This window comes from Pseudomonas sp. NyZ480 (assembly GCF_029537255.1).
Classification (GTDB): domain Bacteria; phylum Pseudomonadota; class Gammaproteobacteria; order Pseudomonadales; family Pseudomonadaceae; genus Aquipseudomonas; species Aquipseudomonas taiwanensis.
The window spans coordinates 3,071,404-3,095,012 of the sequence record NZ_CP120626.1; the positions used below are offsets into that span (position 1 = coordinate 3,071,404).

At 59.6% G+C, this 23,609-nt stretch carries 22 protein-coding genes and 1 pseudogene; 15 read left to right on the forward strand and 8 right to left on the reverse strand.

Going from position 1 to position 23,609, the window contains the following annotated elements:
- Positions 1–7: 7 nt before the first annotated feature.
- Positions 8–130: pseudogene (locus P3R38_RS13970) on the reverse strand ((2Fe-2S)-binding protein); the annotation flags it as partial.
- Positions 131–254: 124 nt separating this feature from the next.
- A complete protein-coding gene (locus P3R38_RS13975) occupies positions 255–1,151 on the reverse strand; it encodes a LysR family transcriptional regulator (RefSeq protein ID WP_277686287.1) in 897 nt (298 codons plus the stop codon).
- A 211-nt stretch (positions 1,152–1,362) separates the two neighbouring features.
- Between P3R38_RS13975 and P3R38_RS13980 the strand changes: the two genes are divergently transcribed.
- The 6 genes from P3R38_RS13980 to P3R38_RS14005 all read left to right on the forward strand — a co-directional run bounded on the left by P3R38_RS13980 (position 1,363) and on the right by P3R38_RS14005 (position 6,763).
- On the forward strand, positions 1,363–2,574 hold the full coding sequence (locus tag P3R38_RS13980) for an MFS transporter (RefSeq protein ID WP_277686288.1): 1,212 nt from the start codon (positions 1,363–1,365) through the stop codon (positions 2,572–2,574).
- 31 nt (positions 2,575–2,605) lie between these two features.
- Positions 2,606–3,154, forward strand: a complete 549-nt coding sequence (locus P3R38_RS13985; RefSeq protein WP_277686289.1) for a cyclophilin-like fold protein — start codon at positions 2,606–2,608, stop codon at positions 3,152–3,154.
- Positions 3,155–3,360: 206 nt separating this feature from the next.
- Complete coding sequence (locus tag P3R38_RS13990) at positions 3,361–4,491, forward strand: alpha/beta hydrolase (protein WP_277686290.1); 1,131 nt, start codon at positions 3,361–3,363, stop codon at positions 4,489–4,491.
- Between the two features lie 20 nt (positions 4,492–4,511).
- Entirely contained in the window at positions 4,512–5,048 is a 537-nt protein-coding gene (locus P3R38_RS13995) for a DUF6152 family protein (RefSeq protein ID WP_277686291.1), read from the forward strand.
- 10 nt (positions 5,049–5,058) lie between these two features.
- A complete protein-coding gene (locus P3R38_RS14000; protein WP_277686292.1) occupies positions 5,059–5,550 on the forward strand; it encodes a hypothetical protein in 492 nt (163 codons plus the stop codon).
- Between the two features lie 58 nt (positions 5,551–5,608).
- On the forward strand, positions 5,609–6,763 hold the full coding sequence (locus tag P3R38_RS14005; protein ID WP_277686293.1) for an MBL fold metallo-hydrolase: 1,155 nt from the start codon (positions 5,609–5,611) through the stop codon (positions 6,761–6,763).
- 288 nt (positions 6,764–7,051) lie between these two features.
- Here the strand turns inward: P3R38_RS14005 and P3R38_RS14010 are convergent, their stop codons facing one another.
- Genes P3R38_RS14010 through P3R38_RS14020 form a run of 3 tightly spaced genes read right to left on the reverse strand, consistent with a single transcriptional unit; the run spans position 7,052 to position 9,415 of the window.
- The gene (locus tag P3R38_RS14010) at positions 7,052–7,783 is read right to left on the reverse strand and encodes a carboxymuconolactone decarboxylase family protein (protein ID WP_277686294.1); all 732 of its coding nucleotides are present in this window, start codon (positions 7,781–7,783) and stop codon (positions 7,052–7,054) included.
- On the reverse strand, positions 7,780–8,838 hold the full coding sequence (locus P3R38_RS14015; RefSeq protein WP_277686295.1) for an NAD(P)-dependent alcohol dehydrogenase: 1,059 nt from the start codon (positions 8,836–8,838) through the stop codon (positions 7,780–7,782). The genes P3R38_RS14010 and P3R38_RS14015 overlap by 4 nt, the downstream gene beginning before the upstream one ends.
- Positions 8,839–8,857: 19 nt before the next feature.
- Positions 8,858–9,415 carry a flavodoxin family protein gene (locus P3R38_RS14020; protein ID WP_277686296.1) on the reverse strand — a complete coding sequence of 186 codons (558 nt, stop codon included), beginning with the start codon at positions 9,413–9,415 and terminating at the stop codon, positions 8,858–8,860.
- A gap of 149 nt (positions 9,416–9,564) precedes the next feature.
- On the opposite strand from P3R38_RS14020, the gene P3R38_RS14025 reads away from it, so the two are divergent.
- A complete protein-coding gene (locus tag P3R38_RS14025) occupies positions 9,565–10,521 on the forward strand; it encodes a LysR family transcriptional regulator (RefSeq protein WP_277686297.1) in 957 nt (318 codons plus the stop codon).
- A 284-nt stretch (positions 10,522–10,805) separates the two neighbouring features.
- Here the strand turns inward: P3R38_RS14025 and P3R38_RS14030 are convergent, their stop codons facing one another.
- Genes P3R38_RS14030 through P3R38_RS14040 form a run of 3 tightly spaced genes read right to left on the reverse strand, consistent with a single transcriptional unit; the run spans position 10,806 to position 12,542 of the window.
- Entirely contained in the window at positions 10,806–11,585 is a 780-nt protein-coding gene (locus tag P3R38_RS14030; RefSeq protein WP_347176202.1) for a carboxymuconolactone decarboxylase family protein, read from the reverse strand.
- Positions 11,554–12,048, reverse strand: a complete 495-nt coding sequence (locus P3R38_RS14035; protein WP_277686298.1) for a cupin domain-containing protein — start codon at positions 12,046–12,048, stop codon at positions 11,554–11,556. The genes P3R38_RS14030 and P3R38_RS14035 overlap by 32 nt, the downstream gene beginning before the upstream one ends.
- 50 nt (positions 12,049–12,098) lie before the next feature.
- Positions 12,099–12,542, reverse strand: a complete 444-nt coding sequence (locus tag P3R38_RS14040) for a cupin domain-containing protein (RefSeq protein ID WP_277686299.1) — start codon at positions 12,540–12,542, stop codon at positions 12,099–12,101.
- 100 nt (positions 12,543–12,642) lie between these two features.
- On the opposite strand from P3R38_RS14040, the gene P3R38_RS14045 reads away from it, so the two are divergent.
- From P3R38_RS14045 to P3R38_RS14080, 8 genes are all read left to right on the forward strand, one after another.
- Entirely contained in the window at positions 12,643–13,557 is a 915-nt protein-coding gene (locus tag P3R38_RS14045; protein ID WP_277687221.1) for a LysR family transcriptional regulator, read from the forward strand.
- 1,007 nt (positions 13,558–14,564) lie between these two features.
- A protein-coding gene (locus P3R38_RS14050; protein WP_277686300.1) for an IS5 family transposase occupies positions 14,565–15,418 on the forward strand; the annotation gives its coding sequence in 2 pieces (ribosomal slippage) (positions 14,565–14,906 and positions 14,909–15,418; 852 coding nt in all).
- A 306-nt stretch (positions 15,419–15,724) separates the two neighbouring features.
- Positions 15,725–16,210, forward strand: coding sequence for a hypothetical protein (locus tag P3R38_RS14055; protein ID WP_277686301.1), 486 nt, complete (start codon positions 15,725–15,727; stop codon positions 16,208–16,210).
- Positions 16,211–16,909: a class I SAM-dependent methyltransferase gene (locus P3R38_RS14060; protein ID WP_277686302.1), complete on the forward strand. Its 699-nt coding sequence runs from the start codon at positions 16,211–16,213 to the stop codon at positions 16,907–16,909.
- A complete protein-coding gene (locus P3R38_RS14065) occupies positions 16,906–17,784 on the forward strand; it encodes a TauD/TfdA family dioxygenase (protein ID WP_277686303.1) in 879 nt (292 codons plus the stop codon). Before P3R38_RS14060 ends, P3R38_RS14065 begins: the two co-directional genes overlap by 4 nt.
- Positions 17,772–22,010 (forward strand): ATP-binding cassette domain-containing protein, encoded by a 4,239-nt coding sequence (locus P3R38_RS14070; protein WP_277686304.1) that lies wholly within the window; start codon positions 17,772–17,774, stop codon positions 22,008–22,010. Before P3R38_RS14065 ends, P3R38_RS14070 begins: the two co-directional genes overlap by 13 nt.
- Positions 22,007–22,759, forward strand: coding sequence for a class I SAM-dependent methyltransferase (locus P3R38_RS14075; protein ID WP_277686305.1), 753 nt, complete (start codon positions 22,007–22,009; stop codon positions 22,757–22,759). Before P3R38_RS14070 ends, P3R38_RS14075 begins: the two co-directional genes overlap by 4 nt.
- Positions 22,759–23,607, forward strand: coding sequence for a CmcI family methyltransferase (locus P3R38_RS14080; RefSeq protein ID WP_277686306.1), 849 nt, complete (start codon positions 22,759–22,761; stop codon positions 23,605–23,607). The genes P3R38_RS14075 and P3R38_RS14080 overlap by 1 nt, the downstream gene beginning before the upstream one ends.
- The last annotated feature ends 2 nt before the right edge of the window (positions 23,608–23,609 follow it).

A 23,609-nucleotide genomic window follows, 5' to 3' on the forward strand; every position in this document is an offset into this window, starting at 1 on the left:
TAAAGGTGGCCATGCCGCAACCAAACTTGGTACCAGTGAGCTGCAGGGTGTCGCGTAGAACCCACAGCAGAGGGGTATCAGGCGCAACGCCGACGCGTTGATCCTGGCCATTGATATTCAGAGTAATCATGGGTTGTTCCGATCTAAGTTTGAAGACTGAAACGCCTATGCCACGCACCAAGATCATCAATAAAACATAGCGGAGGCACAGCCTAAGGCCATGCTGCCGAATCGCGCCGTCACCGCTACGACGCCTATGGCCTGGCGTAGCGCAGAGCATCCACAACCAGGGTAAAGGCCGGGGATGGCTGCCTGCGGCTCGGGTAATAGAGGTAATAGCCCGGGAATGACGAGCACCAATCCTCTAGCACACGAATCAAGCGTCCCTCTTCAAGATGAGGAGCGAATTCCTCTTCGGGTAACCAAGCGATACCCAGTCCCGCTAACGCAGCATCCACGACATTGGGTGAGGTGTTGAAAATCAGCTGCCCATCAACTCGGACATTCACCTGCTTATCCTTGCGCTGAAAACCCCACACATAGAGGCCCCCACCGGACTGCATACGCATGTTGATGCAGTTGTGGTTGACCAGGTCGTTCGGTTTTTTCGGTTTCGGGTGCGCAGCGAAGTAGGCCGGAGCCGCTACGACAGCCATGCGCTGCTGCGGCCCGATGGGCACTGCGATCATGTCCTTGTCTATGGTGTCGCCCAGGCGCACGCCGGCATCGAAGCGATCGGCCACGATATCGCGGAAGCCGTAGTTGATATCGAACTCCACCTTGATGTCTGGGTATTCCAGTAGCAAGGGGGTGAGCTTGGGCAGAAGCACCGTACGCTGGATGTGATCCCCACAGGTAATACGGACCGTGCCGCTTGGCTTGTCGCGCAGGGCCGACAGCTCATCCAGCTCCGCTTCTATTTCGTCAAAGCGATTGCCAATGGCGTTCAACAGGCGCTCTCCCGCCGCAGTGGGAGAGACGCTGCGCGTGGTACGGGTGAGCAGGCGGATCTGCAGCCGCGCCTCCAATCCGCTTATCGCCTGACTCAATGCCGACTGCGTCACGCCCAGTTGGGCGGCGGCGCGGGTGAAGGTGCCCTCGCGCGCGACGGTGACGAAGGACAGCAGGTCGTTAAGGTTACGTTTGATCATGGCCGAAGTTTTCCACGAATCATTGATTAGTGGAACTTATAACCTCTTTAAGAATTGATTAGCTAGTAACGACTGGTCGCATGCCTGAAGATGCTCCGGGAATACTCAACGTTGCTCTCTTTTCTTGGGGCAAGCCATCGCCTCTCCCGGTCGCTCTCATTGCAATCAGCGGCTTTCATTTTTCGTTAATTCTTTGAAAACCAGGTTCTGCATGACAGACAGCACAACCACTACCGTCTACGACATCTCTGAGCAGTCGGGCTCCTGGAGTGGCGTCCTGGCCATTTCGGTTTGCGCCTTTGCGCTGGTCGCATCGGAGTTCCTGCCGGTCAGCCTACTAACGCCCATTGCTGATGACCTGCGTGTTACCGAGGGTATGGCAGGCCAAGGTATCGCCATCTCGGGGGCCTTTGCCGTACTCACCAGCTTGTTCATCTCTTCACTGGCCGGCAGCCTGAATCGCAAGACACTGTTGCTGGGTTTAACGGCGGCCATGGGTGTATCCGGTGCCATCGTCGCGCTGGCACCAAACTACTTAACCTACATGCTCGGTCGGGCACTGATCGGCGTGGTGATAGGCGGCTTCTGGTCGATGTCGGCCGCCACGGCCATACGCCTGGTGCCAAGCCGTGATGTGCCGCGTGCACTGGCACTGGTCAATGGCGGCAACGCACTGGCGACAGTGGTTGCCGCACCGCTGGGCGCCTGGCTCGGGACTTTCATCGGCTGGCGCGGTGCCTTTCTCTGCCTGGTGCCAATTGCGCTGGTCGCACTGGCCTGGCAATGGAAAGCGCTGCCGTCCATGCAAGCCGCTGCGCGCGCCTCCGGTCTCCGCAACGCGTTTCAGGTGTTCACACTGCTCAAGCGCCCCAGCGTTATAGTCGGCATGCTGGCCAGCAGCCTGTTCTTTATGGGCCAGTTCTCCCTATTCACCTATGTGCGCCCGTTCCTAGAGAACGTCACCGGGGTGCATGGCGCCGAAATTTCACTCGTACTGTTGGTGATAGGTGCGGCAGGCTTCATCGGCACCCTGCTGATCGGTCGGGTGCTGCAGCGGCGCTTCTTTCAGACGCTGATCGTTATGCCGTTGCTGATGGCTCTGATTGCCGTAGCCCTGACAGCCTTCGGTCACTGGACCGCCATCGTTGTCGCCATGCTGGGGCTGTGGGGGCTGATCGGCACCTCGGCCCCTGTCGGCTGGTGGTCCTGGATCGCCATGGTGTTCCCCAAGGATGCCGAGGCCGGTGGTGGTTTGTTTGTCGCCGTGGTGCAACTCTCGATCGCACTGGGCTCCACTTTGGGAGGACTGCTGTTCGACCACAGTGGCTATCAGGCTACCTTCTTCGCCAGTTCAGCCATGCTGATGTTAGCGGCCTTGCTCGCTTTCCTCACCTCGCGCTTGCCAATACGGCATGCGGCTTGAGCCGAGCGCCACGCCCGGAGGGTCCAGGACCATGAGCCTCGTTACTCCCCGTACCAGCGACTGCCAGACTGCCATTGGACACCATATCTCCTGTTACCCGCAGGCCATACGCGTGCTGTGCCTGTTATCCAGCCTGCTGATCCTTGGCGGGCGTGCCGAGGCTCAATCAGCCACGGTCGCTCCCAGCGACTTCTCGACCACTGCGGCAACGGCAACCGTACAAACGGAGGAATCTCGTATGTGGATGACCGTCGGCGAACGTCGCTTCGCCATCACCCTAGCCGACACCGAAGCAGCTAGCACCTTCGCCGCCATGCTGCCGCTCACGATCGACATGCCCGATCTCAACAGCAACGAGAAGCACGCCAAGCTGCCGAAGGCACTACCGGCGAGCAGCAGTCGCCCCGGCACGATCCACAACGGCGATCTCATGCTCTACGGGGCACAGACACTGGTTCTCTTCTACCTGACATTCGATTCGATCTACTCGTACACGCGCCTTGGCCGTGTGGACGCCCCCGCTGACCTGGCGCAAGTGCTCGGCAGAGGGACCGCACGGATCACGTTCTCCAGGGACTAGCTAGCCATCGGCGAGGCAGTTCTTCATGAGAATGCTTGTGCTTCTGTTCGGCTGCCTTGCTGCTCTCCTGGGCAATTATGCCCGCGTAGCTAACGCCAAACCCAACACGAACGGCGACAGACCTGAGGCCTACCGCTGACTTTCGATGCCCAAAGGGAACGGATCGGAGTAGTCGCACCCTCCATATACTACTTACAGGAGATACGATGACCGCAGCAACCCTGAATCTTACGAACATAAAGCGTCGCACCACCCTCGGGGAGTTTGTCCGACGCTCAATCCTTGCCAGCCTGGCTCTGGCCTTCGGCGATCAGGTGGCACAGGCGCAGACCTCCTCGGCAATGCTCCAGATGGGCGGTCTGCAACTGACGCAGGAATGGGACAAGGTATTTCCCAAGAGCGACAAGGTCGACCACCAGAAGGTCACCTTCAAGAACCGCTACGGTATCACCTTGGCAGGTGACCTATACCTGCCGAAGAATCGAGGCAACCAACGGTTGGCGGCTCTCGTCGTCGGCGGCCCGTTCGGCGCGGTGAAGGAACAGTCCTCTGGTCTGTATGCGCAAACCATGGCCGAACGCGGCTTCGCCACGCTGGCCTTTGATGGTTCCTACACAGGGGAAAGCGGCGGCGAACCGCGCAACGTCGCTTCGCCGGACATCAACACCGAGGACTTCATGGCTGCGGTGGACTTCATTGGCCTACAGCCCTATGTCGATCGCGAACGCATCGGGGTCATCGGCATCTGCGGCTGGGGCGGCTTCGCATTGAATGCTGTGGCGGCCGACAAGCGCGTCAAGGCCGTCGTTGCCAGCACCATGTACGACATGACCCGTGTCATGTCCAAAGGCTACAACGACGTCGTAACCCCCGAACAACGCACGCAGACATTGGAGCATTTGAGCCGGCAGCGCTGGGAAGACGCCGAGAACGGCAAGCCAGCCTATCAGCCGGCCTACAACACCTCGCCCAAGGGCGGCGAGCCGCAGTTCATGGTCGATTACCACGACTACTACGGGACACCGCGCGGCTACCACCGCCGCGCAGTGAACTCCCTCAACGCATGGACGGTCACCACACCACTGTCGTTCATGAACATGCCGATCCTGACGTACATCAAGGAGATCTCGCCGCGTCCCATCCTGATCATCCACGGTGAAAAGGCCCACTCGCGCTACTTCGCGGAGACGGCCTATGCGGCGGCGGCAGAACCCAAGGAGCTGGTGATCGTTCCGGGGGCCAACCATGTCGACCTTTACGACCGTATGGACAAGATCCCCTTCGACAAGATGGCGGCCTTTTTCGACGAACACCTGAAGCAAGCGGCAGCAAAATAAATATAAGGAGTCCAAAGAGCATGAAAACTCAGCGCTTACCTCGGCTCACACGGCTTACGATGATCACCTCGTTCATCCTGGCTTTGCTGTCGACAACCACGGCGTTCGCGCACCATGGCTGGGCCTCCTTCGAGACGGATCGCCTCGTCTACATTGCCGGGACGGTGTCATCGCAGGGGGTTTGGGGGAATCCGCACTCGCTCTTCGATGTGACCCTGGATAGCGAGTTGCCTGCCCAGACGCCCAAGCTGGCGATTCCCGAGCAGCTGCAAGCCCGCGAAGACAGCGTTCGAGTCAGTGCCGCCCCCTCATATAGGGGGCCTCACCAGAAATTGGAGATTGTCATTGCTCCCCCGGCCTGGTCAGGCAAGTGGGGCCTTGGCCGTGCGCTGGCCATCGGGGAGCGCTTCCAGGCAGTCGGCTACATCAAGCGTGCCGATGATGGTCTGTTTCGGCCAGTTGTGTTCTGGTTCGGGGATGATGCCGTGCCGGTGAACCAGGTACTCGGCAATACCCTCCCGGTTCGTGCGCCCTTACCTGACCCTGCGCGGTATTGAGGTGGTACATATGCCTGACGTGCTCAATACATGGCTGATGCTGCTGCAGGACTCCTCACTCGGCGAGGGCGTCAGGAATGGCCAATTTCTTTATCCCGTGCTGGAGTCCATACACATACTTGGGATCGCGCTACTTGTGGGGCCAGCGTTCACTTTCGATCTTCGATTGTTGGGAGCTGGGCAGCGCGTCATATCAGTAACCACCGCCGCGCGTTTTCTGCTGCCCCTCTCCCATGCTGGCCTGGGTATTGTCGCAATTACGGGCATCGCACTGCTCAGTGCGCAGGCCACTGTGGTTGCCGCTGCAGATGCGGCGCCCTGGAAGCTCGGGCTCATCGTTGTGGCCGGGATCAACGTACTGGTTTTTCATAAGGGCATCTACCGCACGGTAGCGGATTGGGATGTCCATGCTGCTCCGCCACTGGCAGCCAAGGTTTCTGCATGGGTATCAGTTCTTGTATGGACTGGAGTGGTCGTCGCCGGCCGCTTTCTCGCGTACTGATATCAAGAACACCTAGGCCACTAGAGCCGAAAATCAACTCGAAGGCGTTCACGTTGGCATGAAAATATTCTGGAGCCGTTTCTCCGCTGTCCTAGTTGGCATTTCCATCCTCAGCGTGATGGGTGTTCTCGGCTACCTGCAGCATCCCGTTTTCGGTGAGCTGCCCAGCGGCGAGCGACTGGCACGCATCGAGCGCTCGCCCAATCATGTCAACGGAGAATTTCACAACCAGATCGACACACCGATGCGTACGACCGATCAATCCGAGTGGTCAATGTGGATGCAAACCCTCTTCGGCAAGAAAGGCCAACCTCGCCCACCGGGCGTGATTCCAGCGATCAAGACTGACTTAAAGGCGCTCGCCCGCACACAAGATGTGGTGATCTGGCTGGGGCATTCCTCCTACTTTCTGCAATTAAGCGGACAGCGCATTCTGATCGACCCGGTGTTCAGCACGAATGCGGCGCCCATCCCTTTCGCGAACAGAGCCTTCGACGGCACCAACGTCTACACGGCCGACGACCTACCCGAACTCGATGCGCTGCTGATCAGTCACGACCATTACGACCACCTCGATTATCCGAGCATCCGTGCGCTCAGGCCCAAGGTCCGGCAGGTGATCGTGGGACTTGGCGTTGGAGCGCACTTCGAGGCCTGGGGGTATGACTTGCGCCGCGTGCACGAGCTCGACTGGAACGAGAGCGTCGAGCTGAAGTCGGGTGTGCGGATTCAAGCCACCCCGGCACGCCACTATTCCGGGCGGACCTTCGAGCGCAATCAGTCGTTGTGGGTTGGCTACGCTCTGCTCTCGGCTGAACGCCGTCTGTTTTTCAGCGGTGACAGCGGCTACGGGCCGCACTTTGCAGAGATCGGTCAGCAGCTCGGCCCATTTGATTGGGTAGCACTCGACATGGGCCAGTACGACCCACGCTGGGCCAACGTCCACTTGACGCCCGAGCAAGCTGCACAGGCTGCCGAGGATCTGCGGACCAGAGTGCTGACTCCCGCACATGCGGGCCGATTCTCGATCTCGCCGCACGATTGGGACGACCCATTCAAGCGCATCACTGCCGCCAGTAAGAGGCGTGCCTTTGCACTGTGGACACCGGAGATCGGCCGCCCGATCCAGCTGGATGGGCGAGCGCAGACCTTCACTGCATGGTGGGCAGAAGGCTCTGATGGTTCACCCAGGTTCACGTCTGTCGCCGAGTAACCTTAGTGGCCGCCAGATCTCGCCCTGGTTTCTTCAGGGACTCCAAACTCGCTTGAACTCTGGGCAATCTTGGCGGCTCAATTACGCTGTAAATGCTCAGGCTGCAGCAGCGGCCCGCCACTCGACTCAGTAGCGAGGAAATAGCCTGAATGAGAGCTTGCACATCGGCTTGAGTGAGGAAGGTTGATGCGAGGACAAGGCGATGGGTACCCACGCTCCTCGCACGACCCATCCCCTGGGCGCAATTCTTTCCCGCCAGTCCTACTACGCATACCGCGCCTGACTCGTTTAACTGCCCTCGGCGGCTTTCATCATGCCGGTCAAGACCCTAGCCGCTTCGAGTGCGTTGCCCCAGCCGCTGTAGAATGCGACATGAGCCAGCGACTCGCCGATCTCCAGCTCAGTCACGCCGAGTGCCAGTGCATGGGACAGGCCGGCCGGCAACAACCCAAGCTGACCTTGAGCCGCATGTGAGACGAGCGTCGCCAGCGCACGGTCGCGTGCCGCCAACCCGGGTCGCCGCCAGACCTCACCGTACAGCAGCTCGTCGCTGAAGTGCCGCAATGCCTCGGAAGCCTGAGCAATGTGGGCAGTGAGGAATGCCTCGCGGTCTGACCCGCGGGGCAACACATCTTCCGTCGCCAGCAGCGCGGGCGACGCACCAGGCAACTGGTCGATGCCGATGCTGCGCTCTTCGAAGATCCCCTTGAGCACTCCCACTGCGCCAAAGGCATAGCCAAAGCCGGTGTAAAACGCTAGATGGGCAAGCAGCTCAGACAGCTCGGCTGGAGTCACGCCTATGTCCAAGGCCTTGTTCAGGTAATGGGCATAGGCGCCGCTAGCGTTGCGCGATACCAGAATTGCTACCGATACGATGGCACGCTCTCGTGGCGCAAGACCGGGCCTGCTCCAGAGCTCGTCCACGATCCGGATCTTGGTATAGGGCACCAGCACTGGAGCGACGGCGCCGATCATCTGGAACAACGGATCAGTTTCCTGGATGTCAGGCAATGAGCTCATGCTTCTTGCTCCTGCAGAGTGGCCATATCGATAACGAACCGATACTTCACATCGCTCTTAAGCAAGCGTTCGTAGGCCTCATTGATCTGCTGCATCGAGATCACCTCGACATCCGACACGATGCCGTGCGCGCCACAGAAATCGAGCATCTCCTGCGTGGCCGCAATACCACCGATGAAAGAACCTGCGATGGCCTTGCGGCCGAATACCAGTGCGCCCGCTGCCACGGCCTCGTCCAGCGGGCCCATGTAGCCAACTAGCACAAGCGTGCCGTTGAGGGTCAGCGTCGGCAGGTAGGGGTTGACGTCATGCTCGTAGGGCACGGTATCAACGATCAGGTTGAACTGGCCTGCGACGGCGGTCATCTGCTGCGCATCGTTCGACAGCACCACGTGATCGGCGCCCAATCGACGCGCATCAGCCTCTTTGCCGGGCGAACGGGTAAACAGCGTCACCTCGGCACCTAGCGCTTTGGCCAGTTTAAGGGCCATGTGGCCTAGACCACCAAGACCGACAACGGCGACCTTCTTACCGGGGCCCGCGCCCCATTGGCGCAACGGTTCCCAAGTCGTGATTCCGGCGCACAGCAGGGGCGCCGCTCCGGCCAGGTCCAACCCATTCGGGACGCGCAAGGCGAATTTCTCTGACACGACCATCTGCTTCGAATAGCCACCGAACGTCGGCAGGTGGTCGTGGCGGTCGGTGCCGTTGTAGGTGAACACCGCACCCTCTGCGCAGTGCTGCTCGTAGCCGTGCTGGCACGGATTACAGTGCTGGCAGGAGTCGACCATGCAGCCAACGCCGATGGTGTCACCGATCGTGAAACGGGTTACGGCACTGCCAACCTGAGTTACCCGGCCGATAATCTCGTGTCCGGGTACGACCGGGTAGCGCGTGAAGCCGGAATGATTGCGCGCAATGTGCAAGTCGGTGTGGCAGACACCGCAGTAGAGGACGTCCAGCACAACGTCATCGGGCCGCGGTTCACGCCGCACGAACTGCAATGGTGCCAGTGCGTCGGTCGCAGCATGCGCTGCATATCCCAAGGTCTTCATGAAGGCGTCCTCCGCTATATCAGCCGCGTCCGGCGACAAACTGCTGGGTCAATTCGGCAACTCGTTTGCCGAGGTGCTGGGCCGTATCCAGGTCGCTCTTGATGGGCGACAACTCCGGTGATTCATCCTTGGAGAACGCCATCGCACCCAGCCACCCGCCGACACGGTTAAGTTCATCGTTGCTCTTACCCGGAAACAGGTCCAAGCCGACCCAGACCATGCCGTGCTGGGCCGCAAACAGAGCCAAGGTGATCAGGGAGTTAAGCTTGTCGCCATGCATGGAGCCAGAGTTGGTGAAACCGGCGGCAATCTTGTTGCGCCAGGTTTGCGGCACCCAGGCGGTCCGGGTCGAATCCTCCATGAACTGCTTGAAGCGCGCGCTGATGGTGCCATTGTAGGTCGGCGAGCCGAAAATGATGGCGTCGCTAGCAGCCAGTGCTTCCCAATCGATCGGGCCATCGGACACAGCAGTCAAACGGACCTCGGCGCCTGGAACGCTGCGGACGCCTTCGGCAACAGCCTCAGCCTGCTTCTTAGTGTGGCCATAGCCACTGTCGTAGATGACACAAATGGACATTGGAGCTCTCCTGTTCAGAATATGGCGCCCATGGTGCCTCCCATGACAATTAACCAGAAGTAGATGATTGGTTGTTTCCATGAAAACTATTTGTTAACAATAGACACGATCGTCGACTGACTTTGAGGGTGGCCGGATCAGGAGGACACATGGATTCAGCACATCGGGTACGGGCCATCCTGTCGTTTGTCCAGGCGGTGGATGCAGGCAGCTTTGCGGCAGCCTCTCGGGTGCTGGGAGTAACGTCAGCCGCTGTCAGCAAGAACGTCGCGAGTCTCGAAGCGTCGCTGGGGGTACGTCTGCTGAACCGCACGACGCGCACCCTCAGCCTCACCGATGAAGGCACGGTGTTTCTGCGACAGGCACGGGTCGCTCTCGAAGCACTGGATGCCGCCGTTGATGCCGTCGCAGCGCAACGCGCCGAACCCCATGGCCGCGTGCGCATCTCGACCAGCGCCGCATTCGGCAGAGAACAGTTAATGCCTGTATTGCCTGGCCTCCTTGCGCGTCATCCGGGGCTATCTATTGCTGTGGATTTCGATGATCGCGTGGTCGATCTCGTTCGGGACGGTTATGACCTGGGCCTTCGGGGGGGGCACATCAGGGACTCGGCGCTGGTATCGCGTCCGGTTTGTCATCTCAACACGGTGCTAGTTGCATCAGTCGACTACCTCAACCGCAACGGGGTGCCGCGCACAGCCGAAGACTTACGCGAGCACAGACTGGTCGCGAGACGATTCTTGAGCGGTACGGTGGATGTTTGGAGCTTTAAGGATGCCGAAGGCGGCATCATCACCATCGACCCCGCGGACTCCGCCATTTTGACGCTTTCCTCTCCAGAAGCCCTGGTCGATGCGGCGTGCGATGGGATTGGTATCGCCCAGGTCGCCGTGCATCTCGCCTGGGAGCATTTGGAGGCTGGAAGGCTGAAGGCCGTCTTGCGACAAAAGCATCACCCGGGTACCTACGAGATGGTGATTCAGTATCCGCATCGCGCCCTCGTTGCCCCCCGTGTTCGAGTCGTGCTGGAGTATCTGCTAGAGGCGTTTGCGCAAAACAGTACGCTCCACGTACCACTTGAAAGACTTGCTGAGTACGCCAGCTAACGCCTTCGAATCGAGCCTATTTTCTTAGGCACGGCCTTATCTCGCAGCGTCCGACGCCTACTCAGAGTTGAGTAGAGCACTACGCATAGACCACCAACTGGAACAACCTGGCACCCAGATAGGATTTCCAGTCATTGCTACGGCGCACATCGTGCTACCTCACCAGCCTAGAGTCGGCTCTAGAGTACTTATAACTAACCAAACGCGTCGGCAGAAATCCTGGCACCACGCGGTTCGGTTGCTTGGTTGGCAGCGGCTGGCAGGTGCCGCCACCGTGCGCCGGGTTACTGACTGGCCAGATGCCGTTCCAGTGCTAGGCGGGCCCGGTCGGCGGCCTCGCTATTGACGCGCTTGCCCAGCAGCAGAATCAGTTGGCGCAGCTTTGCGGCACTGATGCCGGTGTTCATGCTCATGCGCATGTGCGCCTGAAGCTGCGCCTCGGTGCCAGGCAGCGCTGCGAGCATGCTCACGGTGGCCAGCTCTCGACTCTGCCAGTCGAGGTTGTCCCGCTCGAAGATGTCACCGAACAGATGGTTGCGCAGGTATTCGTTGGCCACCGGCGCGAAGTCGAACAGTGGACCTTCAACCACGGCGCCAGCCAGCTTGGTCTGGTTTTCAGTGCCGACGGCCAACAGCGCATCGCCTTTGGGTGCTGGATGGCTGGGCTCTCGGCCGGGTGCATCCTTGATCCCTCTGGCCTTGCGCGCCTCGACCACCTTCATCAGCTCGGCCAGTGCATTGAGGCTGCGCGGGAAACCGGCGTAGGCATACAGTTGCACCAGTACCTCGCGGGCATCACTGATAGTCATCCCGGCGTCCAGCCCTTGGTTGAGGGCCGAGCTGAGACCGGCAATGTCTCCAACAGTAGCAAACGCCGCTACCGGCACAATGGCCTGCTGACGAACGCTGAGAATTTCGCTGACGTTTACAGCAGCAGATTCGTTCATGCTCGCTTGCTCCTTGGCAATGGCTGTCTGGCTCAATTCACCCAACCCCAGCGTGACGCTCAGCGCTCCGATGACAAGGCCGGACTTAGTCTTCATGCGTTTGGCTGTACTGCTCATCGCTCACTTTCTCCATCCAGTTGACGTTCTTGCCATCCAGGACTCCAGTGACAGCCATGTGCGTCATCGCCGTGGTCGGCGCGGCGCCATGCCAGTGCTTGACGCCAGGCGGACACCAGACTACGTCACCAGGACGTATTACTCGGATCGGTCTGCCCCATTCCTGGGTCAGTCCAACGCCGGAGGTGACCACCAGACGCTGACCAGCCGGATGGGTGTGCCAAGCGGAACGCGTTCCCGGCTCGAACGTGACCTGCGCACCGGAGGTATTGATGTGCTCATTGGCTTGCCAGACTGGATCGATGCGTGCACGCCCGGTAAAGAACTGCTCTGGGCCGGCAATCGATGCCTGCTCACCGGCATGGACAATCTGCTGCCCGGCCGTAGCCGCATCTTCGGCACTGGCCAGACCGACGTGCAGAACCGCAGCACAGACTGCCAGCTTGAATATCTGCTTGTTCATGCTCTTCAACTCCTTGAGTTAACGCGTGGCATAACGCTGCCGCAGGAACCTCAGTCTTTCTTCACCGGGCCCGCGAGGAACACCTCGTCGGTCACAGGCTCCAGCCAGTCGACTGGCTTGCCGTCGAGATACTCGTTTATGGCTACGTGCTGCATGGCCGTGGTGGCGGTAGCGCCGTGCCAGTGGCGACGTCCACAGTTGCACCAGACCAGATCGCCGGCACGAATCTCGGTCTTCGGTCCACCTTCGCATTGAGTCCAACCCACACCGTCGGTGACCAGCAGCGCTTGGCCCAGCGGATGGGTGTGCCAGTTGGTGCGGGCACCTGGCTCGAAATTGACCACGGCGACACCAACCCGAGCCGGGGCTGGAGCGGTGAAAACGCGGTCAATGCGCACTCGACCGGTGAACCACTCGCGCGGGCCCTCAATAGCTTTGGTTGAGCCAGCGCGATGGACTTGCATGCCTACATTGGTCGGATCGGTGTCATTCATGGCGCTTTCCTCGCTTGGTTGAGACCCTGGAAATTTAGCCTCTGACAATTATTTCGCGTATATGCAAAATACAGAACTCGGTATGAAGCAGGGCTTAATAATGTTTGTAAACGGGATGAACGATCTGGTGGTCTTTGTCACAGTGGCGCGGGAGGGAAACTTCACCCGCGCAGCCGCGCACCTGAGAGTCTCCCCCTCAGCAGTAAGCCAAACGATTCGTGGGCTGGAAGAGCGACTGGGCGTGCGATTGCTGACACGCACCACCCGCAGCGTGACACGCACAGAGGCAGGTGAAAGACTGTTTAATGAAATTTCCCCGCTGCTGGACCAGCTAAACCATCATCTGAGTGCTATCTCTGACCTGCGCCAGCACCCGTCTGGAACTGTGCGAATAACCGCCGACGAGTTCGCGGTCCGCCATGTTCTATGGCCGAAGCTGCTTCCTTTGCTGGATGCCTACCCGGACATAACGGTGGAATTGATCACCGACTACGGACTTACCGATATCGTTGCCGACAGATTCGATGCTGGTGTGCGCATAGGCGGCATCATTGATGCCGACATGGTGGCCATTCCGATAGGCCCTGAAATGCGAATGGTCACCGTCGCATCACCTGAGTACCTGGCCAAATATGGCTCGCCTCCTCGTCCAGAAGATCTCACCGAGCACCGCTGTATCAACCTTCGGTTGCCAACGCATGGAGGCCTTTATCCCTGGGAGTTCGGTAGCGGAGAGAACGAGTTTCGTGTTCGGGTCAACGGCCCATTGGTCATGAACAGCGTACTGCAAATTCTTGATGCATGTCTCGCTGGCGTCGGAATTGCTCAGTTACCCGATGGCCAGGTTAAACCACATCTGGATAACGGCACCCTTCAAGAAATTCTAGGGAAATGGTCTGAGCCTTTTCCTGGATACCACCTCTACTATCCGAGCCGCCGGCAACAGACGGCAGCATTTCGCGTGGTGGCTAATCAATTACGTTTTGAGAAGTGTGAATCGCCCCGGCTTTCGTAGACACTCAACGACGGCTTTTGGCCGTTTGCGGCCCTCTGCGAACGGCCGCTATGGGTCGATAGCGGCCATCCAGTATCCACAATTCGCAAAGCAGTTGGTTGGATGCGGACATCTGGCGATTAGTCAGCCGCTTGACGAGCAGTAGTGCGAACCTGGCCTAATTCATTGCTGTTTAGCCGTCATGACTATCGTGGCAGCCGTAGCCGACGCCATCACTGCTCCCAAACACTACGTGCAGCGCGCCCAGTTACGGCTTACGCACACCAGCCGCGCGGGTTGAGCGAGCGATCAAGTTGAAGTGATAGATCCGCACGGAAGCGGTGAAGTCCTACCACGCGCTTGGCGCCGTACACTAGGCAACCAATCATCAGGCATGCTCCGAACAAGCCGAGACTGGCGTACACTGAAGGCCGCTGAAGACCACCCTGGTCCGTGTCAGAAATCGCCAGTCGCGATCGCCTACGCACCCGCTGAGACTGGGGGCAAAATTGGGGGCATAGCTTTAAAATCCCATCCTGAAACGACCGCCCTAGAGCCTAGTCAAAATGTTCTTTGGGGCCCCTGAGAGTCTTTAGGTGTCGTCAGGCCAGCTGTTCATCTGATCATTTCTGCCTTTTCATAGGCCATGGAGATCCATCCATTTCCAGAGGATCACTACATTGGGGGCATATCTGAGGGCATGCTTTGGATGGTTTGATAAGGTTTCCCCCAACCGAAGATGCTCACCGCCCGCCTGGTTGGCTCACTTGAGGCATCCCAGATGTATCGCCTTTACTCGTCCTCCAGCTCCATCGCGCGCCTTTCGTCTGCCTGCCGATCTATGTTGTCCTTGGCGTGCTGAAGCAGTCCCCCGTAGAGCCTATACGCTGGGTCCATCCTGCTCATACCTTTGAGGGTCTTTTCTGCATGTTCCCTAGGTTCTGTATGAAAACCTTTGAAACCTCACCGGAGTCTCTGGAGGCCTGATTTTCCGTAGAGTTCTCGCTTTTTAGGCGAAGGATTCTGCCATGTCCAAGCGATACGAACTTTCCGACGCAGAATGGGAAGTAGTCGCGGATCTCTTTACCGCACATCGACGTACAGGACGCCCAAGAGTTGACGATCGCTTGATGCTCAACGGCGTGTTGTGGGTGCTGTGCTCAGGTGCAACCTGGCGGGACATGCCTGAACGATTCGGGCCGTGGTCGACGGTCTATCAACGATTTCGAGACTGGCGAAACCAAGGAACCTTCAACAAAATGCTCAAGCGGTTACACCTCAAACTCAATGCACAGGGCCAGATTGACTTGACCACCTGGTGCATCGACTCAACCGCCGTGAGGGCCACCCGAGCCTCTGCCGGAGCAGGCAAAAAAGGGGGGCTGAAGAACCAAAGGACCACGCACTTGGACGAAGCCGGGGCGGGTTGACGACGAAAATTCACATGGTCAGTGACGCCCGTGGCATCCCACTCCACTTCACGCTCTCTGGTGGTAATGCCAGCGACATCTCCCATGCTCAGCGCCTGCTGGACGGTGTCCACATCCCTTCGAATCGAGGTAGGCCACGCAAGCGCTGCCGCTGGCTCCTGGCCGACAAAGGCTATGACGCAGAATCCTTGCGGCAATACTGCGACCGCTATCGGATACAGCCGGTGATTCCGCTGCGTGACATGAAACGCAAGCCGAAGCCGGGCTTGCCGCGGCTATTTGACAAGCCCAAGTATCGGCAGCGGAACGCTATCGAACGGCTATTTGGTTGGTTGAAGGAGCACCGCCGCCTGGGTACACGCTATTGCAAGCTAGCGGAAAGCTTCGCTGCGATGGTCACGCTGGCTTGCTGGCGGCGGTGTTTACGACATTACTTTTCGTACAGTGCCTAACCACCTTCAAAAACCGGGCTGCTTCAGCAGACCTGGCGCGGAGGATTACCGGCCCTGACCAACGACCAGAGACTGCGGTAGTGCTCGCGACTGGGGATCCAGAGAGTCTTTGAGAGTGCGCCAAGCCAGTAAAGGAACGCCCGCAACCCTCGCAGCACCCCGCTTGATCAGCTCCTAGACCTTCGGCATACCCACAGCACGGGTTACGTATCGCACGCAATGCACGCACCCACCACTTCCCTGATAGCCACTTAACACTATAAGCTTAGGATCCAATTTTACGCCAACGGCTATTCAGGGACTTCTATGGAACAGAACGCTATCTGTCGCCCCCTCACATTCGACGAGTCGCACCAACTTCTCCAGTCGGATGAACAAATGCTGGCCGCACTGGACAAGGTGGCCCAGCTGGACTTCTCCATGCTGGGGCGCAAACTGATGGAGGAGCGCGGCTGGACTCGAGAATACTGCGATGAGGTCGAAAGCCTGTACCGAAAGTTTCTGGCGCTCAACGTGCGCTACCCGGGCAAGAAAATCTGCCCGTCGGGGCCTATCGATGATTTCTGGCACGCGCACATTCTCGACACGCATGCCTACTTTGCGAACTGTGAGTTCCTGTTCGGTGAATACCTTCACCACTTCCCGTACTTCGGCATGCGAGGCAAAGAGGACCGGGCAAACTTGGAAGCCGCTTTCGAAGAGTCGCTGAACCTGTTCGTGCTGCACTTCGGTGTGGACCCAACCGCAGGCGATACTCAGGCGCGGAGCTGCCGTCCGCAGCGGTGCCCTTGAGTGTCAGAGGTCATCCGCACCTACTTCTTCGATCATGAAGAAGACCAGCGCCTGGAAGAACGCAACATCCATTTCTGGCGTGCGCTCGCCGGCCATATACAGGCGGATCGAAGCATGCCTTCTGACGCCACGGTGCTCGACATCGGCTGCCACCGCGGCGGCCTTCTCGAGTTGCTGCAAGAGCGGTTCAGGCCGGCAAGACTTCTGGGCATTGAACCGCTCGTGAGTGCAAGGCGAGTGGCTGAGCGGCGTCTGGCCCGGTTCGCAGCGCACAGCCAGCTGTTTGGTGCAGAGAGCTGGTCGAAAATTCCAGATGCCGGGGTGGATCTGGTCGTGGGCCATGAAGTACTGCAGTACATTAGCGACCTGTCGCTATTGATGACCAACTTACGCCGTGCCATCAGACCTGGCGGTTTCGTGTACCTCGCCTTGGGCTGCCATACGGAAAACCCTCTATGGGTCACCTGGAAACATGAGTTGGAAGCATTGGGTCACGGTGTGTATGACCACTCCCCCCTGGAAATAATGGCAGCGGGAGCACGCGTGGGGTTGGCGCCATCGGTTCGCCCCTTAAGGGACACAGGCTGGGTCTATCACGACCCCAGCGTCTCGGAGTCATTCTCCTATCCCTCGGTCGGTGCGCTGCTTGAGCACCAATTTCGCCACAAGTTGCTTTTTCGATTCGAGTGCTGCACATGAGCCTTCCAGAACTGACCCTGCCCGCCAGCGTGAAAGACGCGCTGCTGGCTGTGACCGCGCGCGACACACTCGAATCGCTGGAGACGCGCGCACTCAACACGTCACTGCGACGTGTACTCGCCCGAGAACTGTCATCCCTCGAATGGCAAGCCTTTCTCGTCGAGCTTTCACACGCATGGAACCGCTTTGATCATGTAGTGGTACGCGGCACCCCCGCCTTGAGCGACGAGCGAATCGCCCTGCTGCTCGCACTGGCGCTGGATTCTGGGTTCAAACCCTACCGTGGAAGCAAGATCGTCAAGCATTTCAAGATGTCGCCCTGGACCACAGAGCTGTCTCAAAGCCTGCGCGACGGGCACTTTCATACCGACCTGAACACTGCGAGCGAACCTCCGCGCATCACCTTGATCCATTGCCGGGTGCCCGATCCTACCCCGGGCTATGGAGTTCTGCGCGTCGCCCGGGTTCGTGACCTACTCGCAGAGCTTCGACGACGCGGTGCCGACAAGGCCCTTAGACTTCTTCTACGCGACACCGTAGACATGGTAGATGATCGAGCGCGGGGGGCTTGGTCAGGCACCATGGCTAGCGAGTCGACCATTCGCTTTCATCCCGAAACCTTGAAAGCAGCGCAACGCCGAGGCGCGAGCTTCATCGACCCACTCGAGGAGCAACTGGATACGATCCATCAGGCGGCGCTGGCGGTGTCCCATCCCATCGAGCTTGGCATGGGGGACACCTTGTTGGTATCAAACGTCCGCGCGCTCCACTACCGCGGCGAATGCACGGTTCAATACCTGGACTTCCCTCGACACTTCCAGGCTCGGCAGATACACGTACTTCACTTGCTCGATGAGCCCTCATGGCCCGAATGAAAAACGATACCATCGATGTCGTCGGTGCGGACGCCAACAACCTGCGTGATCTCAACATCAGCTTCCCAGTCGCAGAGGTGTCGATGGTGGTAGGGGTCTCAGGATCGGGGAAGACCTCGCTGCTCCTGCACACCCTAGCGCGCGAAGGGGGCAAGCGTTTGAGATCCTTCCTGGGAGTCAACCAGGATCACCTCGCCCCCCCCATGAGCCGCGCCTTCGTCGGCCGAATGCCGCCTACCCTCCATATCGGCCAGCGTGCATTCCGGGCTTCTTCACGCACGACGGTTGGAACCTCGAGTAGTCTCCTCCCTCTGCTCCGGCGTATGTTCATCAAATGGTCCAATCCCGTTTCCGAACACAGCGGTGCCCCCGTACCGCCTCCCGGGATCGGCATCTATGCCGCGTGGTTGCTGCAGCATCAGCAAGGCCCGCTCGATATATGGGCAATCCCCATCTCATTTGAGGCCAGCGACGGGATAGCCATGGCGGAACGTCTGCGGGCCCTAGGCTTTTCCAGCGTCATCGTGCGCAGCGAGACCGACTCAACCAAACAGTGGGAAAAAGGACGTGTTCTCAAACTGGATCGATTCAAACCACTCGCCGTGCGCACCCGGCATATTGTCGAGACCCACGTCGGAAGCGTAGAACTCGGTACGGGGGAGACCACAGCGCTACAATTGGAGCAACTGCTAGCACTGGCCTTCGAGGCTGGCGAAGGGCGCGTTCTAGTCGACTCTCCCCAAGGCATCCTGCTGGACTCCCGCTACCACTGGGTTACACCAGCGGACCCTTGCCGATACCGGCCCGCAAGCGAGCACCTACTCTCGTTCAACGCTCCAGACCACGAGGATACGGGTGCCTGCCCAACCTGCCGCGGGCTCGGTGAAAGTACTATCCTGAACCTGGACGCGCTGGTAGCGCACCCGGACCGATCCCTGCACCAGGGTGCCCTCTCGCTCTGGACAGAGAAGAACTACAAGTACGTCAACATCCAACATGAGACGATCGAAGGCCTACGCGACCTCAACGGCTTCGATCCCGATCTCCCATGGTCGAAGCTCGATGCGAAGGCTCGCCGCCTGATCATCGAAGGCGCGGGTGAAGCGCTGATTGCCGACCGCGATCTCAGCAATGGGCGCACGACAAGCACACCACGCCGTTTCGATGGGTTTCAGTCGGCGATCATCGAACGGGTGAACAAGCGTGGCACAACAGCCGAACGGCTGGCCTACCTAGTGAACAATGGCTCGTGCCCCAACTGCTTGGGTAGCCGCTGGTCAGTCCAGGCCCTCGCCTTGCGCCTAGGTGGATATTCGATCGGCCACCTTCTGGCGCTGCCTTTCGAAGCACTGTCTTCGCTGTGCAGTCCAGGGTCCGACTTTTCCAGAGCGCTGCCTGACCAGGCGGCACCGTATCTGAAGCAGCTGCACCGGTTGGCCCGAAGTTTCGTTGGTGCAGGCCTTGGCCACCTAAGCGGCGACCGCGGAATGCTGGAAATCAGCGAGGGAGAGTCACGCCGCTTGCGCTTGGCAGCAGCCCTGGACGGCCATCATTCTGGCCTTTGTCTGTTGCTGGACGAGCCGGCACGCGGCCTGCACGATGAAGACGTTGATCGGTTGGCTGCAACGTTGGCCGAATTGCGTGGAACCCACAGCCTGATCATCAACGATCATCGTCGGCGGTTGGCAGCCGCCGCCAGCTTCTTCGTCGAGATCGGCCCCGGCGCCGGCCCCGAAGGTGGGCGTGTAACCTACTCAGGGAAGGTCCCGGAACACTGGTGGTCAGAGGATCCCCGACTGCAGCGCAGCGCAGTTCCTGTCCAAGTGCAGACACCGAGGCTCCTGCTCAAGGACGTCCACATCCATAATGTGTCGGGCGTCGATGTGGCCGTTCCACTGGGTCACCTGATCAGTGTGGTGGGTGTTTCGGGATCCGGGAAGTCTAGTTTCGTTCTCGGAGCACTCGTACCGGCACTCGCAGTCGCGTTCCACACCGCGCAAGACGCTCTGGAAGTGGATGTTCGCCGCGGGCGCTGGGCATCGCTATCGGGCACCGAACACCTCAGCGGGTTCGTTGCTTTGGGCCAGCGAACGCCAACACCGAACAGGCGAAGCACGGTGGCCACCTTTCTGGGGCTCGCTGAACAGCTGCGAAACCACTTCGCCAAGCTGCCGGGTGCTGCCGCCGCCGGCCTCCAAGCCAGCGATTTCGGGCTCAACGCTGGGCAGGGGCGCTGCGATCGGTGCCTAGGCATCGGGGAAATAGAAGAAGCAGGCCATTGGGTCGTATGTCCGAGCTGCGCGGGAAGCCGTTTCGGAACCACCGTGCTGACCATTCTCGACGAAGGGTACGACATCGCCCAGATACTCGATCGCTCGATCACTTCGCTGCGCTGCGCACCCTTCCCCGCTTTCGACCAACAACTGTCGCTTCTGGACACCCTGGATGAAATGGGGATCGGGCATCTGTCTCTCGGACGTCGGCTCGACACCCTCAGCGGTGGCGAACTCCAGCGCCTTCGCATCGCCCGAGAGCTGAGTAAACACGCCTCGCAACGGTTGATGTTCATTCTTGATGAGCCTGCGGCGGGTCTGCATCGCGACGACGTCACGCGCCTACTCGGGACACTGGATCGAATGGTCAAGCAGGGCCACACTGTCCTGCTGGTCGAACACAATCTTGAACTCGTCGCTGCGACCGACTGGATCATCGAATTCGGCCCCGGCTGCGGTCCGCTGGGAGGCCAGTTGATCGCTCAAGGCCCTCCGAGCCACGTGCGCGAGCAGGATACCCCAAGCGGTCGAATGCTCCGAGAGGCATCGAAACCGCGCGAGAATGCCGGGCAGCTGGAACGCTATCAACACCACCGTCCCTCTAGCCTGCCCGAGGCCAGCAGCGCGGCGCGCTGGTTGAAAAGATTACTCGGCCACGACCTGCCACCGCTGGAGCAGGAACTTGAGCATGAAGGCGGACAACCGGCAGTCGTGCTAGACGCGCACAACTTGAGAGATCTACGCCTGCTTGAGTTTGGAGGGCTCGATCATGAGTTGGCCTTGCTCATGCTCGAAGGCGGGAACGCGCAACAAGCAGATATCACCACGCTGGTGGATGTCTGGGAAACCGCTGCAGATGCCGAACTGACAATCTGCCCCCTACTCCAGGCGATCCACACGTGGGGCGCACACGTTCCCGCGAGCGTCGTCCGGGACCTGCGCAGACAACTAAAAGTACAGGGACTGCGATGGACAGAACACGAGGTTGCATCCCGCATCCGTGCATTCGATGGCCCTCTTGCCTGCGACGCTGCTAGTGATCGCAGTGCACGAACACGTGCGGTGAAACTGGCGCTACTGCTCGGTGGCGGCTACATCGAGCTGGTCAGAGGGCAGGAAGTGATAGCGACCTGCAATGAACGAGCGACGGATCTTGATCGTTACCTGATTGGCCCCCGCGTAGTATCTGCCTCCGATTTTGATCGACACACCGTGCGCGGGCAGTGCCCATGCTGCCTAGGTCGCGGCCAGGTCGTCAGTTACGATCCGAGGTTGTTGATCAACGACGAAAAGAAGGCCGTGGAGCAGAGCGGCTTCCTGCAGCCAGAGGCGCTGGACGTGCTCAAAGGCGTACATCGCAATGCACTGGTGCCTTTCTTCAAACGCCTGGTCAAGGAAGAAAGATGGCCGGCCGAGCGTCCCATCGAGCGACTCTCGACCCAGGAGTACAACGTGCTCCTCCATGGATTCTGGGTCCCCTCCGGTGCGGGTGCATTTCTGCGCACCCCGACGAGCAATCCGAAGGAAGTCGCGAGCTGGTTGCGCTGGGACGGACTGTTTGCGCATGTGCGTGACAATCTTTCGCGCGGCTCCCGCCCCTGGCGCGACAAGGTACTGGCTTCCCAGCGCATGGTCCGCTGCCCCCTGTGTGTTGGATCAGGCTTGCGCCAACATGTCTTGTTGTTCGAGCTCGGTAGTCGCAGCTACGCGGATTGGGTCAAAACAGGGACCGTTGCCGAGCTCTGTCAGGCGTTGAAGCATCTGGCCTCACCCAATGCACGCAGTGCGCGCCGACAGTCTCGTCTGGTCGAGGCACTTGCCCCCCTCGATAATGAACATTTCGGCGCCACGAGGCTGTGCGATCTGGCGGCGGACAGCCCCTACACCCTCTTCGGGCCTGCCGTCGCGCAAGCCTTCACCACCATGCCGGTGCTCACTCAGGAGGATCTATGAGCGATGATCGGACCTACAAACTCTACGGAGAGTTTGGGGATCGCTACGACCTGCATACGCCACCACACCACTACGCCGATGATCACGGCTTCGTGATCGAGCGGGCGCGTGGCCTGAAGGGGCAAGGCCGAATGCTGGATCTCGGTTGCGGGACCGGCATACTGCTCGAAAAAGCGCTGCAGGCCGGCCTGGATCCGGTGGGTCTCGATTCGGCGCCCCGCATGCTGGAATTGGCGCAAGCGCGCGTCGGCACGGAACGCGCACAACTCCGACGTATGCAGGAGCTGGACCTCAATCAGCAATTCGATTGCATCGTGTCACTTTCCTGGTCGCTCAATTACTGCCGGGGCGTTGCCGAACTCCGAGATATACTCCTGCGCTGCCATCACATGCTGCGCCCAGGTGGCGGCTTGATCCTGCAAGTCGCCCATGCCCCCAACGCCCAGCAAAACAAGCCGCCGTTCACCGTCGACCGAGAGCTGGGGCCTGGCGGGCCGGAGGATATCGTATTGAGCTACCGTTTCTGGTCGGACGGCGCCGAAACGATGCTCGCCGACTACCGGTTCGAATGCATCTCCACCGCGGAGCACTTCGAGGAGCGCCATGAACTGAGCGTGGCAAACGTGCAGCTGTTTACGTCACTCTTGAACGACCTCGACTTCAGTGAAGTCGAGGTTCTCGACAGTTGGCGGGGCGAGCCCTTTGATCGTGCCATCAGCCCCTTTGTTGCCGCGCGACGTAAGCCTTGATGATCAATCAGATGCTGCGACTGAGCCGATTCATCGTCTTCGTAGATTACGCCGACTTCATCGAGGTGCAGCACGCGGCGCGCGGGGAGCGGCACCGTATCGATCTTGCGACATACGACGAGCTGCTTGGCCATGCCAGGTTTCGTCGCGCCTCGCCTGCCGCTGCGCAATGGATCGAGCGCGGTGTACTCGTCGCTCCATTCACTGACATGCTCCTCCCGGAGGGGGCTATGCAAGGCTCGGAAACAGCCTTGGCGGCGGACTATCACCGCTGGTATTGGAAGCACGAGGTTGAAAGTGAGCGGGATTACCGTTGGTTCGGCGAAGTCGTGCTCAAGATGCCGAGCGATCTGTTCTACCTTCAGGAGCTTCTCACTGGCATGCGCGCTCAACGCGTGCTGGAACTCGGCAGGGGGCGTGGCGGTGGCGCCTGGTTCCTCTCGAGCATCCTGCAAATGCAGGGAGGTGGCCTGGTGGTGTCGTTGGACATCGACCCCCATGCGTCCGCCATCGATGGGTCCCGCTGGACCGAAGTCGAACAACATGATTGCGTCGGCGATGCAATGAACCCAGAAACTCTCGACCGGGTGCGCAGCATTTGCTCTGCATTTGAGTTGATCGTCATTGACCTGGGTGGAGACCCGCAACGAAATCTGCGTGCGTTGCGGCTCTGGGCTGAGCTGCTAGCCAGCGGCGGGACCGTGGTGATCGAAGACTTGTGGGGCAGCGATGAAGCAAGCGCGGTACACGAACTTGACCGTTTCCTGTTGGATAACCGGCAATTCTCATTATGCCCTTGGGCCCTGCGGCATCCGCTGTTGAAAGGTATCGGGTTGAGAAAAGACTGACG

Bases quoted from the DNA above. Each gene is read 5' to 3' on its own strand.
- P3R38_RS13975 (WP_277686287.1), bottom strand. From the start codon at position 1,151: ATGATCAAACGTAACCTTAACGACCTGCTGTCCTTCGTCACCGTCGCG.
- P3R38_RS13980 (WP_277686288.1), top strand. From the start codon at position 1,363: ATGACAGACAGCACAACCACTACCGTCTACGACATCTCTGAGCAGTCG.
- P3R38_RS13985 (WP_277686289.1), top strand. From the start codon at position 2,606: ATGAGCCTCGTTACTCCCCGTACCAGCGACTGCCAGACTGCCATTGGA.
- P3R38_RS13990 (WP_277686290.1), top strand. From the start codon at position 3,361: ATGACCGCAGCAACCCTGAATCTTACGAACATAAAGCGTCGCACCACC.
- P3R38_RS13995 (WP_277686291.1), top strand. From the start codon at position 4,512: ATGAAAACTCAGCGCTTACCTCGGCTCACACGGCTTACGATGATCACC.
- P3R38_RS14000 (WP_277686292.1), top strand. From the start codon at position 5,059: ATGCCTGACGTGCTCAATACATGGCTGATGCTGCTGCAGGACTCCTCA.
- P3R38_RS14005 (WP_277686293.1), top strand. From the start codon at position 5,609: ATGAAAATATTCTGGAGCCGTTTCTCCGCTGTCCTAGTTGGCATTTCC.
- P3R38_RS14010 (WP_277686294.1), bottom strand. From the start codon at position 7,783: ATGAGCTCATTGCCTGACATCCAGGAAACTGATCCGTTGTTCCAGATG.
- P3R38_RS14015 (WP_277686295.1), bottom strand. From the start codon at position 8,838: ATGAAGACCTTGGGATATGCAGCGCATGCTGCGACCGACGCACTGGCA.
- P3R38_RS14020 (WP_277686296.1), bottom strand. From the start codon at position 9,415: ATGTCCATTTGTGTCATCTACGACAGTGGCTATGGCCACACTAAGAAG.
- P3R38_RS14025 (WP_277686297.1), top strand. From the start codon at position 9,565: ATGGATTCAGCACATCGGGTACGGGCCATCCTGTCGTTTGTCCAGGCG.
- P3R38_RS14030 (WP_347176202.1), bottom strand. From the start codon at position 11,585: ATGAGCAGTACAGCCAAACGCATGAAGACTAAGTCCGGCCTTGTCATC.
- P3R38_RS14035 (WP_277686298.1), bottom strand. From the start codon at position 12,048: ATGAACAAGCAGATATTCAAGCTGGCAGTCTGTGCTGCGGTTCTGCAC.
- P3R38_RS14040 (WP_277686299.1), bottom strand. From the start codon at position 12,542: ATGAATGACACCGATCCGACCAATGTAGGCATGCAAGTCCATCGCGCT.
- P3R38_RS14045 (WP_277687221.1), top strand. From the start codon at position 12,643: ATGTTTGTAAACGGGATGAACGATCTGGTGGTCTTTGTCACAGTGGCG.
- P3R38_RS14055 (WP_277686301.1), top strand. From the start codon at position 15,725: ATGGAACAGAACGCTATCTGTCGCCCCCTCACATTCGACGAGTCGCAC.
- P3R38_RS14065 (WP_277686303.1), top strand. From the start codon at position 16,906: ATGAGCCTTCCAGAACTGACCCTGCCCGCCAGCGTGAAAGACGCGCTG.
- P3R38_RS14070 (WP_277686304.1), top strand. From the start codon at position 17,772: ATGGCCCGAATGAAAAACGATACCATCGATGTCGTCGGTGCGGACGCC.
- P3R38_RS14075 (WP_277686305.1), top strand. From the start codon at position 22,007: ATGAGCGATGATCGGACCTACAAACTCTACGGAGAGTTTGGGGATCGC.
- P3R38_RS14080 (WP_277686306.1), top strand. From the start codon at position 22,759: ATGATCAATCAGATGCTGCGACTGAGCCGATTCATCGTCTTCGTAGAT.